We start from the raw sequence: 21,266 nt of genomic DNA on the forward strand, positions 1-21,266 counted from the left end.
TGATATGGCTTGGACAACCGTAGATTTAGGACATCATATCTGCTGCCGGCTGTCCAGCACAGGGCGCGCCTGCGGCGAGGCTTTGAGTATCAGGCCGAAAGTCATACCACACAGGACAGGACATGAGCGACGTCTTGGTTTGGCCGCCCCTTATTATCTCAATCCTCCCACAAGCGACACGGTCGAGAGACAGGGAGCCAACAGCGCGAAAAGCCTTTGTGTCGTGGACTGCGGCATACACGGTCCGATGCGCCGGAGGCCGAGATCGATACCCGATCCCTCCACCGATATCGTTTCCGCCGAAATATGACACAAAGGGTGCTTATATCCGCCTCGTCTAAATGATTGGAGAAGGACAGATGGCGATAAACCTCCTCAAGACCTGCGCTCAGATGTCAGTCGTCCTGTCCATCGCATTCGGTGCGGCGCTCGCGACACCCGCCAACGCCGGCGCAGATGGGGGTCTTGGACCAGTGGATGGAATTCCTGGCTGTGGCGGTGGGACAGATCCCAGCCCGGACGGAAACTTCTATGTCCCGGGCAGTTTGCAGAAATGCAATCCCGGCAAAGCCGATCGACAGAAGCTGGCCTCGGTTGAGTTCCTGGAACATTGCCTGAAGCGGACAGGCAGCGATTTCGGTACGGCCGACTTGCTGCAGCGACTGGACGATTTTCGAGAGACACTGCGTGGTGACGAGCGGGCTGAGCTGGACCATGCTCTGCAGCGCTCTTCGGATGGCGGGATTGCCCAATGTGGCGATGCGGATGAGAGCATGGCCTCCTGCGAGAACGGCGCCTACCTTGGAGCCTTGACCATCACGGGACTGTTGCCCCGCTTCGTCTCGGGAATTTGCCCGCAGCGCTGACACAGACGAAGCCGGAGCGTCGGTCCGCATAGGATTTTCAGTCCGGTGCTTCAGGGTTCTGACCCTAAAGCATGTCGCGGTCTTTCAGATGCGCTACAGCCGCTTAGTATTTTTTTATGCACTTTTTACCGATTAAGCCGCTGCATGCCCTTGCGCGGCAGCCTGCTAGATTTCCGACAGGATCGCGTCACGGAACTGCCGCAGCGCCTCGGTGCGCCGCTGTGCCATCGCGCGGCCGGTGGCGGTCTGGAACGTATCGGCCAGCCGCAGGAGCTTGGTCTCGAAATGATCGAGCGCGAAGGCATGGTCATCCAGCGGCCGATGCTCGGCCATCGGATCGAGCGGATGAAACAGCCCGCCACCGGTGCGCCCGGCCACATAGAAGCAGCGCGCCACGCCGATCAGGCCGATCGCATCGAGCCGGTCGGCATCCTGCACGATCGCCGCCTCCAGGCTCTCGATCGGAACGCGCGCCGAAAAGCTGTGGGCGTGAACCGCATGGGCGACGGCCGCCCGGTCGGCCGCGCTCCAGCCCTCGGCGAGCAGGATTGTCTCCGCCCGCTCCGCCGCAAGCTTCGAGGCCTGGGCGCGCTGCGGCGAGGTCTTCTCGACAGACACGCAATCATGCAGCAGCACGGCGGCGGCGATCAGGCGCGGATCGCCGCCCTCCCCGGCCTGGATTGCCGCCGCATTGCGCCAGACGCGCAGGATATGGCCTTCATCATGCGACCCGTCATTGCCGGCCGGTGACGAGAGCGGCAGGAGCCGCTCGGCCAGCGCCGTAAACGGGGCGAAATGGCCGGCCATGGTCGCCAGATCAGAGCATGCGGCCGGCATGGCCGGGGTTACTGGTTCATCTGTCGTCGCGCGTATCGTCTGGGGAAGGACGGTCATCGGGAAAATCCTGCTCGGGCACCGGAGGCGTTGTTGCTGTGGTGCCAGAGCGCAGCGCGGCGGGCAAGGCCGGCATCCCCACGCCCGAAAGGATTTTCTGATAGAACAGGCCGATGCCGATCAGGACGCCGCCGAGGCCGATGAAGGACAGCGCGCGCAGCACGCCTTCGAGGTTCGACATGTCGATGAGGAACACCTTGAGCACGGCCACCAGCACCAGGGCCGCCGAGGCCAGGCGCAGGGCAACCGCATGGCGGCGGGCGCCCGCGATCAAGAGCACCACCCCAAGCCCCAGCCAGACGGCGGAATAGGCGTAGGTTTCAGCCGGCAGAAACCCCTTCCAGCTGGCAATGCCTTCCCCATGCCAGACGCGGCGCACGCTGAGCGTCGCCCAGGCGAAGATCATCAACCCGGCAGCCGCGCCGATCAGCGTGACATAGGCCTTGGGCCGGCGCACGGTCGCGAGATAAGCCAGACCGGCAAAGCCCAGACCGGGCAGGAGATAGCCGAGGCCGAGGAGATCGACGAGCGGATAGCGACCCAGCGGCTCGCCGGTGAAATAGGGATTGAGCGCGATCAGATGGGCGATGAGCACCAGCCCCACCGACACCGCGGAAAGTGCCATGCTCCCGAGGCGGAAGAAGCGGCTGGGGCTGCGCCGCTCCAGAACGGTGAGGATCGCTGAGGCGCCGATGAGCAGCAGGGTGTAGATCGCCTGCTCGCCCAGAGACGGTACGGAGGCATCGATGACACCGCCATGCAAGGCGTGGCGCACCAGCATGCCGATCGTCAACAGCAGGAACAGGCATCCCAGCGCCTGCAGCAGCTCGCGCGCGCGGGCATCCGGCCAGGCGCGCAGGCGCCAGGCGGCAAGGATCAGCGTCAGCGCCGGCAGGCCATAGCCCGGCAGCAGCGCATTGAAGAGCGGCGTGCGCCCCAGCGCCTCGGCCGGCACGATGGTCGGCAAGGCTGCATAGCGCGCCAGCAGGATGGCGGCCGCCAGCACGGTGATGAAGGGCAGCGCCGGAAACGCGCGCCAGCCCGTTGCCAGCGTGAAGCCGAGGCCGGCCAGCGCAATGATGAGCACGGTTGCCAGCCCATTGCCGCTGGCATGGGCGGCAAGGGCGATCAGGCCCAGAGCGCCGGCCATCAGCAGGCCGCGCGCGGTCTCGCCCGGCGCTTGCGGCGAGACCGGCCAGCGCGCCGTCGCCTCCGTCAGCGCAAGCAGCAGGGCCGCGAGCGCCAGGCACAGCAGCTGATGCAGCAGATCCTGGGCGAAGACGCCGACCATCAGGAACGAAAGACCCATCAGCCCGACCGGCGTCAGGCCGGCGATCGCCGCCGCCAGCCGGCCGGTCGGCGGCCGTTCAGACGCCGGCATCATCCTGAGGCGCAGGCCCGGCCAGGCGAAAGCGATGAGGAGGAACGACAGGCCGGCGGCAAAGGCGGCAACCGTCCAGTTCGGTGGCGGCGCGCCGAGCATGGCGCCCGACGGCGTCAGCAGATCGGCATAGAGGTCTACCGCGCCGACGGCGCCGAAAGCGGCCGCAAGCGCCGGATAGAGCATGCCCCGGCGCAGCGCCGCGAGGATGGCCAGCGCGGCAAGCACGGCCGAGGCCTGCGAAATGCCGTCCAGCGGGCGATCAAGCGAGAGTGTGGCAAGCGCCAGCGCCGAGAGGAAGACGGTGAGCGCCAGCGTGAAGGTAATGCCAAGAAAAGGCACGCGCAGCGGCGCGAGCCAGGGGCGGCGCGGGCGATCAGGCATGTCCGCAGGTGCGGTCCCCGGCGCAGCGGCTGCGGCATCCGGCTTGTCCGACGCGACAGGGATTTCACGTTCGGCGCCGGCTGTGGCGGCATCAGGCGCATCGGCTTCGCGCCGGTGGCCGAGCGCTGCGGCCGGCCAGATCAGGCCGGTGCCGGCGATCATCACCAGAAGTGCTGTGACGATCGGCAGCTCGTCGGTCATGCCCGAGCCGAGCAAAGCGAGCAGGATCCAGCCGAGCAGGCCAAGATTGGCGAGCGCGGGCACGATGCGCCAGCCCTTGAGCCGGGCGGCGAGCGCCGTGCCGGTCCAGGCAATGGCGAGAAACAGAAACAGCGCCCAGAAATTGGGATCGTCGGAGGAGACCAGCGCCGGCGTGATCAGCGATCCGGCGAGCCCCAGCCCGGCCAGGGCCTGACCATAGCGCAGCGACAGCGCCACCACGCCGAGCGAGACCGCCGACAGGAGCAGATAGGCCGAAACAGGGCCGATAAAGCCGTAAAGCGCATGGGCGGCATAAAGCGCGCCGAAAAGACTGGCCGCACCGGCCGCCGTCAGCACGCCGGGGATCATCGCATTGGAAAAGCGGGCGGACAGCGCGGGCACGGCCCGTCGGCGAACGATCTCGCCCGCTCCGATCAGCGCCAGACCGAAGAGAAGCGCCAGCGCCACCCGGATCCCCGGCCCGACCAGCCCCGCCTCGATCGAATAGCGCACCAGGAAGATGCCGCCGAGCGCGAGCGCCAGACCGCCGGTCCACACGGCCCAGCGCGCGCCGAGCCGGCTTTCCAGGCTTTCCAGCCGGGGTGCAGCCACGGCATCGACCGGGCCGCTCTCGGGAAAGGCCGCGTCGCCCTTCGCTTTGGGCGCAGGCTCGCCGCGCGCCGCGCGCTCCAGCGCCGCGCCGACCTCCGCCTGGGCGCGCTCTGCCTGTGCGCCCGGCCAGACGGCGGTCAGACCATCCTCCGCCGGCAATGCCGCGCCGTCGGCGGGCGCCACCTCCGCCAGAGGTTGCGGCAGGCTCTCCGGCTGTCCACCGGCAAGGCCGGGCAGGACGGCACGCAGGGCGGCGATCTCGGCCTTGAGCGCCTTGACTTCGCTGGCGAGGCGCTCCTCGGTGCGGCGCGCACGGGCAAAGGCCAGAAGCGCCAGCAGAAAGGCACCGAGCATCAAAAGGTCCATCAGCGAGGCTCCGTGTCGTTCAAGGTAGGCGTGCCGGCAGGGCACGCCAGGGAATCGGCATCGTTCGCGCGGTCATCACGCGCTGGCGCGGCTCGGTCGCTCCCGATTTCGGACGCCTGGCCGGCCTCCCCTATCTGGGACAGGCGCACGGCCGGACCAGAGGCCGAGACGGAATCAGCGGAAGGGACCAACTCCGCGCCGGGCGCGCGCGCCTTCAGGGCCCGCAACGCGGCCTGCACGAAGCCTTCGCGGGCGGCCGATGCCGGAAGGCCGCGCGGGTCATACACATGCCGATGCAGGAAATAGCCGGTCATGCGGAAGGCCTCGACCAGCGCAGCGTGATCGGCCGCCCCACCCGTATCGGTCAGGAACGGCGGAAGGGTGAAGAGCCTGTCGGCATAGGGCGCGCCGGCCGCGCGGGAAACGGCCCGCCCCGTCTTGGGCGAGACATAGGCAAGGTCGTCGCGCGTGCCGGTGGCCCCGCATTGGATGAGATCCAGGCCGAAGCCGAGGTCGTTGAGCACTGCGATCTCGAAACGGATGAACAGCTCCCCGGCCTCGGACGGGTCCTCCATATGGTCGAGGATCACATCCAGCGCCTCGAACAAATGGGGGTGCGGATCGCGCTCCGGCAGCAGCCGCAGCAGCATGGCCAGCGCCTGGACGCCATAGACCGAGGTGGCGGCCTCCATCAGCCGGGCGGCCCGCAGCCGCAGGGGCTCGATGCGGAATTCGCCCATATGCTCGTCCAGACGGGCGCGCCAGGTGAGCTCCACCAGATTGCCGGATTGCAGCACCGGCTGCATCGCCCGCGAGCGGCCGCCGCGCACGATGCCGAGATGGCGGCCATGGTCGCGGCTCATCACCTCGGCGACGACGGAGGCTTCGCCCAGACGCTTGATGCCGAGCACCACGGCTTGATCGGTCCATTGCATGACCGGGTTTTACAGGGCGCGCGCCGCGTGAACAAGCAGGCGAGAGGGTGCGCGGACAGCCGCCCCCAGCTCATCCGCCGCGCTGGGACTTCTGCCGATGAGCCTGCCGCTTCGCCGGCACCTGCCAGGCTCGGCTCGCATGTGACTTTCCCGCTCCGGACAAGGGCCGGGCAAAAAGGCTCAGGCCGCCTTCTGCCAGACGCCCTCGCCGGGAAGATGCTCCCGCCCATGGGCGATGGAGAAATCCTGCAGCGGGCCGAGGGGAACGATTCCCGTCGGGTTCAGATGGGCGATCGAGTAGTAGCCGCGCTTGATGTGATCGATGCGCACGGTCGCGGCAATGCCGGGCCATTGCAGGATTTCGCGCAGATAGGCCTGGAGATTGGCATAGTCGGCGAGCTGGCGCAGGTTGCACTTGAAAACGCCGTGATAGGCGGCATCGAAGCGGATCAGCGTCACGAACAGGCGGATATCGGCCTCGGTAAAGAAGGCGCCGGCGAGATAGCGATGCGTGGCCAGATGCGCCTCCAGCCGGTCGAGCATGGCGAAGACGTCGTTGACGGCCGCCTCATAGGCGGCCTGGCTCTTGGCGAAGCCGGCGCGGTAGACGCCATTGTTGAGGCTGTCATAGATCAGGCCGTTCCAATGATCGATCTCGCCGCGCAGCGCCTGCGGATAGAAATCGCTTCTGTTGCCGGTGAGATCATCGAAGGCGTGGTTGAGGATGCGCAGGATATCGGCGGATTCGTTGTTGACGATGCGCCCTTCCTGCCGGTCCCAGAGAACCGGCACCGAGACCTTGCCGGTGTAATGCGCGTCGGACGTGGTGTAGAGCTGATGCTGGAAGCGGATCGGCGGCGCCTTCGGGCCGGCGTCGACGGGGATGTCGTAGCGCCAGCCATCCTCGCCCAGTTCCGGCTCTGATACGGCAATGGGCAGGATCTCCTCCAGCCCTTTCAGCGCCCGCATCATCAGCGTGCGCGAGGCCCAGGGGCAGATATAGGCGACGAAGAGCTGATAGCGGCCCGGCTCGGCGGCAATCTTCAGATCGCGAAACCGCGTCGGCTCGCGATGAAAGGCGCCGTTCTTCATTTCGCTGGCGGCGACATCGTCCTTGACCCAGCGGCCGTCGACAAGCTGCGGCATTCGCCCTCTCCTTCTTTCGTGCACCGAAAGACAGGTGACAGGGGAAAGCGTGTTCGGCAAGCCGGCGATCCGGCAACTGACTGTGCACCGGAGCAGTGACGATCGACATCAGACCGTCACCGAGCGCATCGCGTTTCAGCCCCTGGGAAATTCCAGCCCCATCTCGCGGAAGCGGGCGGGATCGTCGCCCCAGTTCTCGCGCACCTTGACGAACAGGAAGAGGTGGACGGGCTGCTCCAGGATCTCGGAAATCTCCTTGCGCGCCGCGGTGGAGATCGCCTTGATCGCCTCGCCCTGCTTGCCGAGCGCGATCTTCTTCTGGCTCTCGCGCTCGACATAGATCACCTGCTCGATGCGCACTGAGCCGTCCTTGCGCTCCTCCCACTTCTCCGTCTCGACATGCGAGGCATAGGGAAGCTCCTGGTGCAGGCGCAGGAACAGTTTCTCGCGGGTGATCTCGGCGGCGAGCTGGCGCATGGGCAGGTCCGAGATCTGGTCCTCCGGATAGTACCAGGGGCCTTCCGGCAGGGTCTTGGCCAGATAGTCGAGGAAGTCCTCGCAGCCGGAGCCGGTCGCGGCCGACAGCATGAAGGTGCGGTCGAAGGCCACGGTCTCGTTGGCGGCGGAGGCGAGCTTCAGCAGGTCTTCCGGCCGCACACGGTCGATCTTGTTCAGAACCAGGATCTTCGGCTGGCGGACTTCCTTCAGCCCTTCGAGGATCGCCTCGGTATCGCCGCGCAGGCCGCGCTCGCTATCGACCAGCAGCACCACGAGATCGGCATCCTTGGCACCGCCCCAGGCGGTGGTGACCATGGCGCGGTCCAGCCGGCGGCGCGGCTTGAAGATGCCGGGCGTGTCCATGAAGACGATCTGCGCCCGCTCGTGAATGGCGATGCCGCGTACGATGGCCCGCGTCGTCTGCACCTTATGGCTGACGATTGTGACCTTGGCGCCCACCAGCCGGTTGACGAGGGTGGACTTGCCGGCATTGGTCGCGCCGATCAGCGCGACGAAGCCGGAATGGGTCGGCGTGTCCACGGCACTCTCGGGGGCGCTCTCGGGGCCAGAGGGGATCTCGTCGCTCATGCCTTGTCCTTCTCCGTGCGCCCGGCAGCCTGCGTCCAGACCCCTTCGCGCTCCAGAATGTTGGTGGCGGCCGCCTGTTCGGCCGCGCGTTTCGACCGGTCGACGCCCGTGGCGGGCGCCAGTCCGGGAATTTCGACCGTCACCGTGAAGCGCGGATCGTGATCCGGGCCCGAGCGGTCGTCAACGCGATAATGCGGGGTGACGGCGAAACGGGCGTGGGCCCATTCCTGCAGCTCCGTCTTGGCATCGCGCCGCGCGCCCTCGGCGCTGGCGGCGCGGTCTTCCCAATGAGCCATGACGAAGCCGCGCGCCGCCTCCAGCCCACCATCGAGATAGATGGCGGCGATCAGCGCCTCGACCACGTCGGCCCGGATGTTCAGCACGTGCTTGCCGGTGAGCTTGCGCACATCGGCGCCTGTCCGGATGAAGCGTTCGAGCTTCAGCCGGTCGGCGATGGCCGCGCAGCTCTCGGCGCTGACCAGCTGGTTCAGCCGCACGGACAGCTCGCCCTCATTGGCCTCGCGAAAGGTCTTGAACAGAAGCTCGGCCACGCACAGGCCCAGCACACGGTCGCCCAGAAACTCCAGCCGCTCGTAATCCGAGCCCTTGGCCCGGCGCGCGCTGGAATGGGTCAAGGCGCGGTCGAGCCGCGCCTTGTCCTCAAAGCTGTAACCCAGCACCTCTTCCAGCGCCTGGCGGTCTTCCGGCGTCAGCTTGCGCATCGGCTCAGTGCACCGCCTTGAAGATGCGGTCGTAGCGCAGATTGGTCGGCCATTTCCAGACCTCGCGGAAGGAGGTGTCATGGCCGAGCGAGAAGAAGATCAGGCTGGCGCGGCCGACCAGGTTTTCCGCCGGGACATAACCCACGTCAAAGCGGCTGTCGGCGGAATTGTCGCGGTTGTCGCCCATCATGAAATAATGGTCCGGCGGCACGACGAATTCCTGGGTGTTGTCGCCGCGCGAATTCGGGAACTGGTCGAGCGTGTCATAGGTCGCGCCATCATCCAGCGTCTCGCGATAGACAGGCACCTCGGCGCCGGTGTCATACTGGTCGTCGGCGCGGAAGCTGCCGTCGGGCACGCGCGGCACTGGCTTGTCGTTGATGTAGAGGATGCTGTCGCGCACCTGGATCTTGTCGCCCGGCAGACCGATCACGCGCTTGATGTAGTCGATGTCGGGATTGGGCGGAAAGCGGAAGACCACGACGTCGCCGCGCTTGGGCTGCGAACCGAAGATGCGGCCGGAAAAGATGTCGGGCGACAGCGGCAGCGAATATTTGGAATAGCCATAGGCGAATTTGTTGACGAAGATATAGTCGCCGACGAGCAGGGTCGGCATCATCGAGCCCGAGGGGATGGTGAAGGGCTGGAACAGGACGGTGCGGATCACCAGCGCCAGAAGCAGCGCCTGGATGATGATCTTCACGTTCTCCCAGAGTCCGCTTTCCTTTTTCTCGATCTTCTCAACCACGTGGTCTTTTCCTTCGATTGGCCGCCGCCGGCCGCGCCGTCATCGAGGGGCGCTTCGGCGGGTATGGAGCTGGCGGCCTTTCCCGGCCGGCGCAACCACCCGACAAGAATGGCGCCGACCGCGCGGGACGTGGCCTTTGGAGGGTTTTCACGAGCAGCGGCGCTGCCGGAGCGGCGGCGCGCCTGCGGGGCGAAAACCCTCGTTCATATGATTTGCCGGATTGCCTCGAAAAGCCGGCCCGGACATCCGCCGCATCTGCCGCAGCCCCTGCCCCGCAAGGAGCAGATCAAGGGCCAGGCATCCCGCGCTGCATGCTCTACTCGCTTCCGTCACGCTCGGCAACGGGCAGCGCCTCGATTATCACGAATGCCTGGGCCAGCGGAAAATCGTCGGTAATGGTCAGATGGACGGCCGCGCGATGGCCCGGGGGCGTCAGCTCCGCCAGCTTTTGCGCGGCGCCACCGGTCAGCGCCATGGTCGGCTTGCCGCTCGGCAGGTTGACCACGCCCATGTCCTTCCAGAACACGCCCTGGGCCAGACCGGTGCCCAAGGCCTTGGAACAGGCCTCCTTGGCAGCAAAGCGCTTGGCATAGGAGGCGGCACGGTTGGCGCGGCGCTCCGACTTGGCGATCTCGATCTCGGTGAAGCACCGCGTCGCAAAACGCTCGCCGAACCGGTCGAGCGATTTTTCGATGCGACGGATGTCGATAAGATCGCTGCCGATCCCGATGATCATGGCCTGTCCTTTCTCACGCGCCTGGCGTCATGCCTTTTGCCCGATGCGTCCGGGCTGCCGGCATCCGTCACGCGACCGGCCTCTTTTCCCGCAAGGCGCATATAAGGCTCGTGGCAGGCTGCGCCAAGCCGGCACTCAGGGAAGCGAGCGACTGGCGCCGAAACGGGCGAGCCGGCGCGCGGCACGCCGGGCATTGTAAAGCCGGACCGAAAAATAGGTCGCGGCATAGGCGAGAGCTCCCATCCCGGTGGCGAGCGGCACCATGCCCACCAGCATCGGCTTCAGCACCGGCGCCCAGAGCTCGCCGAGATCGAGATGGGACAGCCCGTCGAGAAGATCGCCGCCGGAGACGGGCTTCTCCTGGTCGAGACCGAGGATGGCGGCGCCGATCTCATAGATGGAAAAGAGAATGAGCGGAATGGTCAGCGGATTGGCCAGCGTGGTGGCGATCGCGGCCGAAACCAGCGAGGCCGACAGAAGATAGGCCACGGCCAGCGCGATCAGCACGTGAAGCCCCAGAAAGGGCGTCATGGCCGAGGCCGTGCCGGCGGCCGCGCCGAGCGCGATCTTGTGGGGAGAGGAGGAAAGCCTGAGGACCCGCAGCGAGAGATAGCGCCAGCCGCGCATGGCGCCCTTGCGTGGCCATACCGCCTGCCGAAGTCGTTCCTGCCGACGGAGCGGCTGTCTGCGTCTGAACACCATCAGGCACTCGTAAACGATCACGAGGGCGCCGCCAATGGCCGAAAGCGACGCGCTTTCTCCGCAGCGCGGGAAAGCCGGGCCCCGAGGACAGGGCCGCAGCAGCGCAGCCGGGCCGGACGCCCGGACGGGCCTTCGCCATCAAGCTCGGCCCTTGCCGGCGCTGACAGAAATGGTCCGCGCCTGGACAGGCAGAGCGGAAGCACGCTTTCGGCTGAGTTTGATGCTTTGGGGGCCGACGATGCCGGCACAGTCAACGGCAGAGCATGATCAGCCAAGGAAGCTGACGGGCCACCAAGAAGGCTAACGGGCACCGGAGATATCGGCGGTCCGCGACGGAGGCAGGCGTGCAACCGGAGAGGCAGGCGGGGAAAAGTCAGCATGAGCATCCGCCCCGGCGATCGCCGCAAGCGACAAACCCCGTCTATGCCGCAGGCTACGACCTACCGGCCGACGCTCATGGATCACGAACATGGCATCATGCCGGGCTCGCACATCAATCGCGCGTCATGCGCGATCCTGACCCCTCCGCGCCCCTCAAGAGGTCCCGGCGCGGAATTGCTAATAGTGTCGCAGGAGTGACGCATCTTCGCAAGATCGAATGAAGGTCACAACGCCAAGTCGAACGAAAATCGCTGGTCCAGCGGCCGGAATCTCGGGCTTCACGCCCGAAATCGGTTCTGCGCATGCCGTGATGATTAGAACGTCCGGCGGAACAGGCCGCGGTCGATCTGCCGCTGGCGGTATTCGAGGTCGATCCGGTCAACGGCGCCGCCGAGATACTGAGCTTCCCGCTCTTCGATGGAGGGAGCACGCAGGGCGCGGCTGATCTTCTTGAGATGGTTAAACATGGTAAACTCCTTTCGTTTACCTCCCGAGGCAGTAGATAATCTATGCCCCCCGAAGAAACCATGCCCAGTCGCGCGCGGCAGCCATGCAGATTCGCAGGGCTTGATAATATTATGCTTTCCGAGAGGTGAACCGCCCCCGCCCCTTCCGGGCATGGCGTGACATGGCGCAGTCGCGCGGATCGCCCGACCGGTCGCGCGGCATTGGCAGGTCTTGCGATCCCAAGACTGGGGCCAGAGCGACCCTCACTTGCGAGAGCGAACAGGGAAGAGCTGCACGTGCTTCTCCCCATCCGCTGTCCCATCCTCAGGAAAACAGCCGCGTCACGGTCGAGACCACAGGCAGCTCGCGCAGCTGCACCAGCATGTGGTTGAGCTGGCGCAGGTCCCAGACTTCGATTTCGAGCAGAACCTCGCTGAAATCGGCGGCCATCGGCCCCATGGTGATGGTGCGGATGTTGATGTCGGCCCCGGCGATCAACTGAGCGATCGAGGCGAGCGTGCCCGGCTCGTTGATGGCGGTGATCTGGATGCGCGCCTTGAAGCGGGTGTTGTTGGCCTGGTCGAGGTCCCAGCGCACATCGATCCAGCGCTCCGACTGGTCGTCGAACTTCTGCAGGCTCGGCGACTGGATCGGATAGATGGTGATGGTCTTGTCTTCCTCCAGGATGCCGACGATCCGGTCGCCCGGCACGGCCCCCGCCTCGCTGAAGCTGACCGTGATCCCGCTGGACAGGCCCCGGATCGGCAGGGTCGCCCCGCCGCCGGCGGCCTCCTTCCCAGTCTCCGGCAGACGGAAGAGCATGCCGTCGGCACTGCGCACGTTGAACCAGCCCTCGTCGGCCTGCGGCTTGACGGTGACGCGCTCGTCCTGGTGATCGGGATGCACGGCCTTCAGCACGTCGAGCGAAGAGAGCTCGCCGCGTCCGACGGAGGCAATCGTGTCCTCGACATCCTTCTGGCCGAGCCGGGCCAGCGCCGGCTTCAGGGCCTCGCGGGTGAAGCTCTTGCCGGCACGCTCGAAGGTGCGCTCGAGAATGCGGAAGCCCAGCCCGGAATATTGCTTGCGGATCGCCGCGCGGGTCGCCCGGCGGATGGCCGCGCGGGCCTTGCCGGTCACCACGATCTCCTCCCAGGCCGGCGGCGGCACCTGGATGCCGGAGCGGATGATTTCCACCTCGTCGCCATTGGCCAGCCGGGTCACCAGCGGCATCATCCGCCCGTTGATCTTGGCGCCGACACAGGTGTCGCCGATATTGGTGTGGACGGCATAGGCGAAGTCGATCGGCGTCGCCCCGCGCGGCAGCGCGATCAGCTGGCCCTTGGGCGTGAAGCAGAAGACCTGGTCCTGGAACAGCTCCAGCTTGGTATGCTCGAGGAATTCCTCGGGATTGTCGCCTTCCGCCAGGCTCTCGATCGTGCGGCGCAGCCAGGAATAGGCGTTGGAGGTCGGCGACAGGCGCACATCGCCCGGCGTGGCCTCGGTTCCGTCCTTGTAGAGCGTATGGGCGGCAATGCCATATTCGGCGATCTCGTGCATGCGCCGCGTGCGGATCTGCAGCTCGATGCGCTGGCGCGAGGGGCCGACGATGGTGGTATGGATCGACTGGTAGTCGTTCTGCTTGGGCGTGGAGATATAATCCTTGAACCGGCCAGGCACGACGCGCCAGCGCATGTGGACGATGCCCAGAGCGCGATAACAGTCCGCCACATCCTCGACCAGGATGCGGAAGCCCCAGACATCCGACAGCTGCTCGAAGGAAAGCGATTTCGACTGCATCTTGCGGAAGACCGAATAGGGCTTCTTCTGCCGGCCCTTGACGCTGGCGCCCACCATGCCCTTTGCGGAGAGAAGCTCGCGCAGCTCGTCCTCGATCTTCTTGATCAGCCCCTCATTGCGGCCGGACAGTTCGTCGAGCCGCTTCGTGACGGTCTCGAAGGCATCGGGGTTCATATGGCGGAAGGAGAGGTTTTCCAGCTCTTCGCGCATGTCGTGCATGCCCATGCGCCCGGCCAGCGGCGCATAGATCTCCATCGTCTCCTCGGAGATGCGCGCGCGCTTGTCCGCCCGCATATGGTCGAGCGTGCGCATATTGTGCAGACGGTCGGCGAGTTTGACCAGGAGAACGCGCACGTCGTCGGAAATTGCCAGCAGCAGCTTGCGCAGGTTTTCCGCCTGCTTGGCCTTCTTGGTGACGAGATCGAGCTTCTTGATCTTGGTCAGGCCCTCGACCAGCGCGCCGATATCCTCGCCGAAGAGATTGTCGATCTCGGCGCGGGTCGCCGTCGTGTCCTCGATCGTATCGTGCAGAAGCGCGACGGCGATCGTCGATTCGTCGAGATGCATCTCGGTCAGAATCGCCGCCACTTCCAGCGGATGGGAAATATAGGGATCGCCGCTCGCCCGCTTCTGCTGCCCATGCTTCTGCATTGCATAGACATAGGCCTTGTTCAAAAGCGCCTCGTTCACATCGGGCTTGTATTTCTGAACCCGTTCAACGAGTTCGTATTGACGCATCATGCCGCAGAGATCCGGTCCAAAAAAGAGAGCGGCGAGCATAGGCCCGGCGCTCTCTTTTTAAAAGCATCAATGACGGCTGAAACACGGCACCGGGCGACAAAAATCCGGTGCGGTCGCGGACTTAGTAGTCCTCGCTCTTTTCGGGGGCGACGAGACCCTCAATGCCGGCCAGAAGCTCTTCTTCCGACATGCGATCGAAGGTGACGACATCGGCCTGATCGTCGTCTTCGGCCGTGTCGGAGAACACGGCATCGCCGCCGATGAGCGAAGCCGGATCGGCTTCGGGCTCGTCCACTTCCACATGCTTCTGCAGCGAATGGATCAGGTCTTCCTTCAGGTCGTCGGGCGACAGCGTCTCGTCGGCGATCTCACGCAGGGCAACGACCGGATTCTTGTCATTGTCACGATCAATGGTGATGGCTGCGCCCTGCGAGATCAGGCGGGCGCGGTGGCTGGCCAGAAGAACCAGCTCGAAGCGGTTGTCCACCTTGTCAATGCAGTCTTCTACGGTCACGCGGGCCATATCTTGTCCTTCCGGTTCCTAAAATGCGGTGGTTCTGGCGCATGGGTTCCGCCTGACCCGACCCGGCATCGGCGTGCCGAAGTGCTGATGGCGGCGGCTTCAAGGCCAGGAGCGCCATGACGACACATCACGAGCGGATTTCTATCTGCCCCGCGCCATACACCGGGAAGCACAAAATTTCAAGCTTTTCCATAGGCGCGATCGCCCGCGTTGTTAAACCGTTACAATTCGCTATATTTAAGCCTTTAGATGTGCGTTATCAGTGTTTTCATCAAGAATGAACCGAAGTTTGCATGACCTGCCGGCAATTACACTTAGACGTGCAGAAAACCGCCTAAAATAGCCGTTTATAAGCAAAATTGCGATAAGAGCTTTTTGCTGCAGCCCTCCTGTGAAGCTTGGGATGAATTCACGGACCTCTGCGGAACGATCCTGAAAATGCACGACATTTCATAGCTTTGCCAGAGAGCAAGATCTTTGCCGCAACGTTCCGTGGCCGCGGCCGTTCATCTGCTCGGACCTCATTATGCTGCCCCAGTCCGCACATCCGGCTGCCTCGTCTGCCGGCATCGATGCAGGCTAAAAGAAAGACAAGACCATGTTTGATCCCCGCGAGAAAATCGCTCTTTTCATCGACGGCGCCAATCTTTATGCCGCGTCCAAGAGCCTCGGCTTCGATATCGATTACCGAAAGCTGCTCAAGGCCTTCCAGAAGCGGGGATATTTGCTGCGTGCCTATTACTACACCGCACTGATCGAAGATCAGGAATATTCTTCGATCCGGCCGCTGATCGACTGGCTGGATTACAACGGCTACAAGGTGGTGACGAAGCCCGCCAAGGAATTTACGGACTCGCTCGGCCGGCGCAAGATCAAGGGCAACATGGATCTGGAACTGGCCATCGACGCGATGGAACAGGCCGAGACCGTGGACCATCTCGTGCTGTTTTCCGGCGATGGCGACTTCACCACGCTGGTCGAAGCCATTCAGCGCAAGGGCCGCAAGATTTCGGTGGTCTCGACCATGGCGACCCAGCCGCCGATGATCGCCGACGACCTGCGCCGCCAAGCCGACCATTTCATCGACCTGCAGACGCTGAAGGTGGAAATCGGCCGCGATCCCAGCGAACGGCCGATGCGCAGCATCGATCCTGTTGCGGTCGAGCGCGTGAACGGCGCTCAGGCCTGAGAGGCTTAGGAGCATCGGACCGAAAAGGGGAACGGTTTCGGAAAATCCGATGCAAAAACAAAATCCTGGAGCATCAGACTGCGTATGATTTTTAGTCTGATTCTCTAGGAGCATCGTGGTGCCTGCGCGGCACTCCTTCTCTCTTTCCGAACGAAAAAGGCCCGGCCGCTCAACAGCGCCGGGCCTTTCGCTTGAGGTCTCCGCGATCTGGAGGATCAGTGTTCCTTCAGCAGGCGGCTCTTCTGCCGGTTCCAGTCGCGTTCCTTCTCGCTCTCGCGCTTGTCATGCAGCTTCTTGCCCTTGCCAAGCGCCAGTTCCAGCTTGGCCCGGCCGCGCTCGTTGAAGTAGATCTTCAGCGGGATCAGCGACATGCCCTCGCGGTTGACAGCGCCCTGCAGCTTGTTGATCTCACGCTTGGAGAGCAGGAGCTTGCGGCGTCGGCGCGGGGCGTGGTTGAAGCGGTTGGCCTGGAGGTATTCCGGCAGATAGGCATTGATCAGCCACATCTCGCCGTCCTCGTCGGTCGCATAGGATTCGGCGATATTGGCCTTGCCCTCGCGCAGCGACTTCACCTCGGTGCCGGTCAGAACCAGACCGGCCTCGTAGGTGTCGATGATCTCGTAATTGAACCGGGCCTTGCGGTTTTCCGCCACGACCTTGGAGATGACCCGGCTGCTTCCCTTGGGTGCCATCAGTTGATCAATCCGGCATGGGTGAGCGCAGCGTCGAGCGCGGCCTCGGTTGCGGCTTCTAGGCTCGGCAGAAGCGGCGAGCGCACGGCGCGACCCATATCGCGCACGCGCGACAGCGCATATTTCGCGCCGCAAACGCCCGGCTCCATGAAGATCGCCTTGTGCAGTGGCATCAGCTTGTCCTGAAAGGCGAGCGCGGTCTTGAAATCGCCGGCCAGCGTCGCTTCCTGGAACTGTGCACAGAGGCGCGGTGCAACATTGGCCGTGACCGAAATGCAGCCGACGCCGCCATGGGCGTTGAAGCCGAGCGCGGTGGCATCCTCACCCGAAAGCTGGATGAAATCTGCGCCGCAAGCCATCCGCTGCTCGGAGACACGCTCGATCTTGCCGGTCGCGTCCTTGACGCCGACAATATTTGAATGCGCCTTGGCGAGCGCCGCCATGGTCTCGACATTCATATCCACGACCGAGCGGCCGGGAATGTTATAGATGACGATCGGCAGGCTCACAGCCTCGGCGATCGCGGAGAAATGCGCGTAAAGCCCCTTCTGAGTCGGCTTGTTGTAATAGGGCGTCACGACCAGAATGGCGTCCGCGCCAGCCGTCTGCGCATGCTGGGCCAGCTCGATCGCCTCGACCGTGTTGTTGGACCCTGCCCCGGCAATCACGGGCACACGCCTCTTTGCCGTTTCGATGCAGACCTCGACCACGCGCTTGTGTTCGGCATGCGACAGCGTCGGCGACTCGCCCGTCGTGCCCACCGGCACGAGACCATGGCTGCCCTCTGCCAGCTGCCACTCGACATGGGCGGCGAAGGCGTCGAAATCCACCGCACCGGATGCCGTGAAGGGTGTGACGAGAGCGGGAATGGACCCCTTGAACATGCAGAACTCCTGAAAAGCGCACGGTACCCCGCGCGCAAGCGTGCCACCGCAGCTCTCCGGTGGACTGTCATGAAACTGCCGCACCATAATCACCCCGCCCCTCAGCGGCAAGCGGTGCGCATGCAACGAAACCGGGCGCAAAGGGTTCCGGCCAGTGTTTCCCGCCGCCATGTTCCCGCCGGCCGCTGTCCGTCTCGGGCAATGCCTTAAATATGGCGGGAAATCATGGGACAGCGCCGGACAGGCACGGATGCCATCATCCATGCCTGTCCGGCGGAGGAGCAGGCGGCATCACACGCTCCTGCCTTTCGTATCGGGGCGAAAGACGTTAAGCTTTCATTCAATTTTGGATCGCCAAATAGGCCAAGTAGCTTGCGCTGACCGGCATGGTCGCTGCCTCGTTGCGTTTCGCCATGGCGAGGCGAGCGAAGGTCGAAGGGCGACGGCATGTCGCGCAAACCTGTTCAGCGGTTTTGCGATTAGAACATGCAAAAGGCGGGACCTTAAGGCGTGAAGAGCGGACCTGAGGGGTCGCGGCACGCCTGAGGCTGCGGGACGGGATCTGCAGGGAGAGGCTCCGGACAAGAGGGGCCTGACGACGGGAGACGGTATGGCAAAGACGATTCGGCGTTGGCCCGGCGCTGCGCTTGCAGCCCTGCTGCTGCTGGCCGAGACGGCCGGCGCCGCGGGTGGCGGCGGCACGCCTGTGCCGAGCGTGCGTCTCTCTGACGCGACAGGATCGGGTCGGACCGGCCTGATGGCACAGGCCGAACAGCCTTCCTCGGAAACCACCAATGCCATTCCCACGCGCGTCGCCGTTCAGGCATCGACGCTCAAGGACGGTCTCGACGCGATCAGCGCGCGCGATGCCGCCAAGGCGCTTGCCCTGCGCAACAGCCTCGCCGAGGGCAGCCTCGACCGGCATATCCTGACCTGGGCGCTGGTGCGCTCCGGCCTTAACGGCATTCCCTCCTATGAAATTGCCGGCGCGCAGCGCGAGCTGGCCGGCTGGCCGGGTCTCGCTGGCTTGCGTGCCGCGTCCGAGCGCGCGCTCTATCGCGAAGCTCCCTCGACCCGCGACGTGCTCGCCGCCTTCGGATCGTCCCCACCGGAAACGCCCGAGGGAACGATCGTGCTTTCGCGCGCCCTGGTGGCGAACGGCGAAAAGACCAGGGCGCAGACCTATCTCAAGCGGCTCTGGACCCAGGAAACGCTGGATGTCGCAACGGAAAACAAGATTCTCGCGGAGTTTCCGACGCTTCTGACGGTGCTCGACCACAAGCGCCGCATGGAGCTCCTGATGTATCGCGGCAAGCAGACGCAGGCCACGCGCTTTGCCGATCTCGGCAAGGCACAGTCGCTCTATCGCGCCTGGGTGGCGATGACGCGCAATGCCGCCAATGCCGATCAGCTGATCGCGGCTGTCGACTCCTCCTGGCGCAAGGATCCCGCCTATCTCTTCGTGCGCATCGAGCGCGCCCGCAAGAAAGATGACTACGAGACCGCCGCCACCCTGCTGGCCAGCCTGCCGCGTGAGCGCGACGCTCTGGTGGACCCGGGCGAATGGTGGGTCGAACAGCGCATCGTCAGCCGTGGTCTTCTGGATGAAGGCAAGCCCCGCGCCGCCTACCGCATCGCCGCTCAGCATGTGGCCACCGATGCGACCGACGTGGTGGATGCCGAGTTCCATGCCGGCTGGTACGCGCTGCGCGGCCTGAAAGATGGCGCCACGGCGGCCCGCCACTTCGAGCGGATCCTGAAGGTTTCGAACCGGCCCTTGTCGGTGGCGAGAGCCTATTACTGGCTGGGACGGGCGGCCGAAGCCGGCGGCCCCGGCACGGCATCGGCCTATTATCAGAAGGCTGCCGCCCATGGCGCGACCTTCTACGGCCAGCTGGCCGCCCAGAAGCTCGGCCGCGCCACGATCGACGTCGGCTATCCGACACCGACGGCCGAGGACCGGGAACGTTTCGAGAAGCGGGAGGCCGTGCGCGCCATCGACCGGCTGGAGAGCGCCGGCCATGGCTGGCGCAGCGATTCGCTCTATCGGGCGCTGGCCGAAGCGCTGGACAGCCCCGGCGAACTGGCGATCCTGAGCGCGCGGGCGGAAAAGACCCGCAATCATGCCTTGTCGCTGCAGGTCGGCAAGATCGCCTTTGCGCGCGGCATTGATGTGCCGGCGCTCGCCTTCCCGCTCGGCGCCATTCCCGCCAGCGCCAATATCGACGCCTCAGGCAAGGCGCTTGCCTATGCGATCGCCCGACAGGAGAGCGGCTTCAATCCCGCCGCGGTCTCCCGCGCGGATGCGCGCGGCCTGTTGCAGATCATGCCCGGCACGGCGCGCGGTATCGCGGGGCGTCACGGCCTCGCCTTCAATGCCGCACGTCTCACGACGGACCCCGCCTATAATGCCACGCTGGGCGCCCATTATCTCGGCGAGCAGATCGAGACCTTCGGCGGCTCCTATATCCTCACCTTCGTGGCCTATAATGCCGGCCCGCGCCGGGTGCCGGAATGGATCGCCCGTTATGGCGATCCGCGCGGCCAGCCGCTGGACGAGGTGGTCGACTGGATCGAGCGCATTCCCTTCGGCGAGACCCGCAGCTATGTGCAGCGCGTGATGGAAAACTACCAGATCTACAAGGCCCGGCTCGGCCAGCGGATCGACATCGCCAACGACCTCCGTGTCGGCCGCGCCGGCTCCTGAGCAGGCGAGAAAGCGTCTTTTCCGGCCATGGGCTGACTTTGCCCTGCGACGATGTCTCCGCCGATCACACCCTTGCCGCGCTGCCGCCGCTGCGGCATGGTGCCGACCTGGACTGTAGGCCGCCGGCATGACCGGCGCCCGGAACGGGCCAGCGCAGTCAATCGACCAGCCTACTGAATCAGGAAGCGGACAGAATGACGGTAGAGGATTTTTCCCAGGCCTATCAATCGCGTTTCGTCACGCGGCCGGAGGGCATCCGCCTGCATCTGCGCGACTATGCCGGGCCGCACGACGCCGCGCCGGTGATCGTCTGTCTGGCGGGATTGACGCGCAACAGCCGCGACTTTCACCTGTTTGCGCTGCAAGCGCGGGCACAGGCCCGCATCATCGCCATCGACAGCCGCGGCCGTGGACAGTCTGATCCCGATCCCGACCCTTCGCGCTATACGATCGAAACCGAAACGGACGATGTTCTGGCGGTTCTCACCGCGCTCGCCATCGGCCGCGCCGCCTTCATCGGCACATCGCGCGGCGGTCTGATCCTGCATCGCCTGGTGGCTCTGCGACCCGAGCTCCTCAGCGCCGTGGTCCTGAACGACATCGGCCCGGAAATTCCGGCGCCGGCTCTGTGTGCGCTGATCGCGGGATTGACGGCGCGCAGTGGCGAAACCTCCTACGAGGCCGCCGCCGACGCGCTGCGTCTCGCCCAGGCCGATGCCTTTCCCGCGCTCGACGCGCAGGACTGGCAGGCGATGGCGCAGGCGATCTACCGGCCGGACGCGGCCACTGGCGGTGTCGTTCCCGATTACGATCCGGCGCTGCTGACAGGCTTTGGCGGTCTGACGCCGGACATGGTGCTGCCGGACTTGTGGCAGGCCTTCGCCCTGTTTGCCCCCCTGCCGCTCATGGTGGTGCGCGGCGAACACAGCGCGATCCTGCCGGCCACGGTCTTGGAGGCCATGACGCAGCGTCATCCAAGACTGCGGTCCCTCGTCGCGCCGGGACAGGGCCACGCGCCCCTGCTCGACAGGGCGGAGATCGCCGCGCCGATCCTCGATTTTGTCGGCTCCGCCACAACGCCGCCCCCCTGACGCGGCCGCGCGCTCAGGCGACACCCCTCCCCTTC

17 protein-coding genes and 1 pseudogene are annotated in these 21,266 nt (G+C 65.1%); 4 read left to right on the forward strand and 14 right to left on the reverse strand.

What is annotated here, in order from left to right; translation table 11 throughout:
* Positions 1–359: 359 nt before the first annotated feature.
* On the forward strand, positions 360–866 hold the full coding sequence (locus BJF92_RS09185) for a hypothetical protein (protein WP_075634455.1): 507 nt from the start codon (positions 360–362) through the stop codon (positions 864–866).
* A 165-nt stretch (positions 867–1,031) separates the two neighbouring features.
* On the opposite strand, the gene BJF92_RS09190 is transcribed toward BJF92_RS09185, so the two are convergent.
* From BJF92_RS09190 to rpoZ, 12 genes and pseudogenes are all read right to left on the reverse strand, one after another.
* Positions 1,032–1,673: an HD domain-containing protein gene (locus tag BJF92_RS09190; protein WP_075634488.1), complete on the reverse strand. Its 642-nt coding sequence runs from the start codon at positions 1,671–1,673 to the stop codon at positions 1,032–1,034.
* A 46-nt stretch (positions 1,674–1,719) separates the two neighbouring features.
* Positions 1,720–4,704 carry a DUF2339 domain-containing protein gene (locus BJF92_RS09195; protein WP_075634456.1) on the reverse strand — a complete coding sequence of 995 codons (2,985 nt, stop codon included), beginning with the start codon at positions 4,702–4,704 and terminating at the stop codon, positions 1,720–1,722.
* A 161-nt stretch (positions 4,705–4,865) separates the two neighbouring features.
* Positions 4,866–5,639: pseudogene (gene recO / locus BJF92_RS09200) on the reverse strand (DNA repair protein RecO); the annotation flags it as partial.
* Positions 5,640–5,819: 180 nt separating this feature from the next.
* Positions 5,820–6,785, reverse strand: a complete 966-nt coding sequence (locus BJF92_RS09205) for a glutathione S-transferase family protein (protein ID WP_075634457.1) — start codon at positions 6,783–6,785, stop codon at positions 5,820–5,822.
* Between the two features lie 135 nt (positions 6,786–6,920).
* Positions 6,921–7,871: a GTPase Era gene (era, locus tag BJF92_RS09210; protein WP_075634458.1), complete on the reverse strand. Its 951-nt coding sequence runs from the start codon at positions 7,869–7,871 to the stop codon at positions 6,921–6,923.
* On the reverse strand, positions 7,868–8,593 hold the full coding sequence (gene rnc / locus BJF92_RS09215; protein ID WP_075634459.1) for a ribonuclease III: 726 nt from the start codon (positions 8,591–8,593) through the stop codon (positions 7,868–7,870). The genes era and rnc overlap by 4 nt, the downstream gene beginning before the upstream one ends.
* A 4-nt stretch (positions 8,594–8,597) precedes the next feature.
* Positions 8,598–9,341: a signal peptidase I gene (gene lepB, locus BJF92_RS09220; protein ID WP_075634460.1), complete on the reverse strand. Its 744-nt coding sequence runs from the start codon at positions 9,339–9,341 to the stop codon at positions 8,598–8,600.
* Positions 9,342–9,657: 316 nt separating this feature from the next.
* The gene (acpS, locus tag BJF92_RS09225) at positions 9,658–10,077 is read right to left on the reverse strand and encodes a holo-ACP synthase (protein WP_075634461.1); all 420 of its coding nucleotides are present in this window, start codon (positions 10,075–10,077) and stop codon (positions 9,658–9,660) included.
* Positions 10,078–10,212: 135 nt separating this feature from the next.
* A complete protein-coding gene (locus BJF92_RS09230; RefSeq protein ID WP_245294702.1) occupies positions 10,213–10,704 on the reverse strand; it encodes a DUF2062 domain-containing protein in 492 nt (163 codons plus the stop codon).
* 770 nt (positions 10,705–11,474) lie between these two features.
* Positions 11,475–11,627, reverse strand: coding sequence for a DUF3563 family protein (locus BJF92_RS09235; RefSeq protein WP_075634462.1), 153 nt, complete (start codon positions 11,625–11,627; stop codon positions 11,475–11,477).
* A 304-nt stretch (positions 11,628–11,931) separates the two neighbouring features.
* A complete protein-coding gene (locus tag BJF92_RS09240; protein WP_075634490.1) occupies positions 11,932–14,145 on the reverse strand; it encodes a RelA/SpoT family protein in 2,214 nt (737 codons plus the stop codon).
* A gap of 121 nt (positions 14,146–14,266) precedes the next feature.
* Positions 14,267–14,668: a DNA-directed RNA polymerase subunit omega gene (gene rpoZ, locus BJF92_RS09245; RefSeq protein ID WP_075634463.1), complete on the reverse strand. Its 402-nt coding sequence runs from the start codon at positions 14,666–14,668 to the stop codon at positions 14,267–14,269.
* 598 nt (positions 14,669–15,266) lie between these two features.
* Here rpoZ and BJF92_RS09250 point away from each other — a divergent pair.
* A complete protein-coding gene (locus BJF92_RS09250) occupies positions 15,267–15,857 on the forward strand; it encodes a LabA-like NYN domain-containing protein (RefSeq protein ID WP_075634464.1) in 591 nt (196 codons plus the stop codon).
* A 215-nt stretch (positions 15,858–16,072) separates the two neighbouring features.
* On the opposite strand, the gene smpB is transcribed toward BJF92_RS09250, so the two are convergent.
* Together smpB and dapA are read right to left on the reverse strand one after the other, a co-directional pair.
* Positions 16,073–16,549: an SsrA-binding protein SmpB gene (gene smpB / locus BJF92_RS09255; RefSeq protein WP_075634465.1), complete on the reverse strand. Its 477-nt coding sequence runs from the start codon at positions 16,547–16,549 to the stop codon at positions 16,073–16,075.
* Positions 16,549–17,433 carry a 4-hydroxy-tetrahydrodipicolinate synthase gene (gene dapA, locus BJF92_RS09260; RefSeq protein ID WP_075634466.1) on the reverse strand — a complete coding sequence of 295 codons (885 nt, stop codon included), beginning with the start codon at positions 17,431–17,433 and terminating at the stop codon, positions 16,549–16,551. Before dapA ends, smpB begins: the two co-directional genes overlap by 1 nt.
* 610 nt (positions 17,434–18,043) lie before the next feature.
* Between dapA and BJF92_RS09265 the strand changes: the two genes are divergently transcribed.
* Together BJF92_RS09265 and BJF92_RS09270 are read left to right on the forward strand one after the other, a co-directional pair.
* A complete protein-coding gene (locus BJF92_RS09265; protein ID WP_075634467.1) occupies positions 18,044–20,140 on the forward strand; it encodes a lytic transglycosylase domain-containing protein in 2,097 nt (698 codons plus the stop codon).
* 194 nt (positions 20,141–20,334) lie between these two features.
* Positions 20,335–21,231: an alpha/beta fold hydrolase gene (locus tag BJF92_RS09270; RefSeq protein ID WP_075634468.1), complete on the forward strand. Its 897-nt coding sequence runs from the start codon at positions 20,335–20,337 to the stop codon at positions 21,229–21,231.
* Positions 21,232–21,266 lie beyond the last annotated feature (35 nt).

This window comes from Xaviernesmea rhizosphaerae (assembly GCF_001938945.1).
In the GTDB taxonomy this organism is placed as follows: domain Bacteria; phylum Pseudomonadota; class Alphaproteobacteria; order Rhizobiales; family Rhizobiaceae; genus Xaviernesmea; species Xaviernesmea rhizosphaerae.

Coding starts and splice junctions, on each gene's coding strand:
- BJF92_RS09185 (WP_075634455.1), top strand. CDS start 360: ATGGCGATAAACCTCCTCAAGACCTGCGCTCAGATGTCAGTCGTCCTG.
- BJF92_RS09190 (WP_075634488.1), bottom strand. CDS start 1,673: ATGGCCGGCCATTTCGCCCCGTTTACGGCGCTGGCCGAGCGGCTCCTG.
- BJF92_RS09195 (WP_075634456.1), bottom strand. CDS start 4,704: ATGGACCTTTTGATGCTCGGTGCCTTTCTGCTGGCGCTTCTGGCCTTT.
- BJF92_RS09205 (WP_075634457.1), bottom strand. CDS start 6,785: ATGCCGCAGCTTGTCGACGGCCGCTGGGTCAAGGACGATGTCGCCGCC.
- era (WP_075634458.1), bottom strand. CDS start 7,871: ATGAGCGACGAGATCCCCTCTGGCCCCGAGAGCGCCCCCGAGAGTGCC.
- rnc (WP_075634459.1), bottom strand. CDS start 8,593: ATGCGCAAGCTGACGCCGGAAGACCGCCAGGCGCTGGAAGAGGTGCTG.
- acpS (WP_075634461.1), bottom strand. CDS start 10,077: ATGATCATCGGGATCGGCAGCGATCTTATCGACATCCGTCGCATCGAA.
- BJF92_RS09230 (WP_245294702.1), bottom strand. CDS start 10,704: ATGCGCGGCTGGCGCTATCTCTCGCTGCGGGTCCTCAGGCTTTCCTCC.
- BJF92_RS09235 (WP_075634462.1), bottom strand. CDS start 11,627: ATGTTTAACCATCTCAAGAAGATCAGCCGCGCCCTGCGTGCTCCCTCC.
- BJF92_RS09240 (WP_075634490.1), bottom strand. CDS start 14,145: ATGATGCGTCAATACGAACTCGTTGAACGGGTTCAGAAATACAAGCCC.
- rpoZ (WP_075634463.1), bottom strand. CDS start 14,668: ATGGCCCGCGTGACCGTAGAAGACTGCATTGACAAGGTGGACAACCGC.
- BJF92_RS09250 (WP_075634464.1), top strand. CDS start 15,267: ATGTTTGATCCCCGCGAGAAAATCGCTCTTTTCATCGACGGCGCCAAT.
- smpB (WP_075634465.1), bottom strand. CDS start 16,549: ATGGCACCCAAGGGAAGCAGCCGGGTCATCTCCAAGGTCGTGGCGGAA.
- dapA (WP_075634466.1), bottom strand. CDS start 17,433: ATGTTCAAGGGGTCCATTCCCGCTCTCGTCACACCCTTCACGGCATCC.
- BJF92_RS09265 (WP_075634467.1), top strand. CDS start 18,044: ATGGCAAAGACGATTCGGCGTTGGCCCGGCGCTGCGCTTGCAGCCCTG.
- BJF92_RS09270 (WP_075634468.1), top strand. CDS start 20,335: ATGACGGTAGAGGATTTTTCCCAGGCCTATCAATCGCGTTTCGTCACG.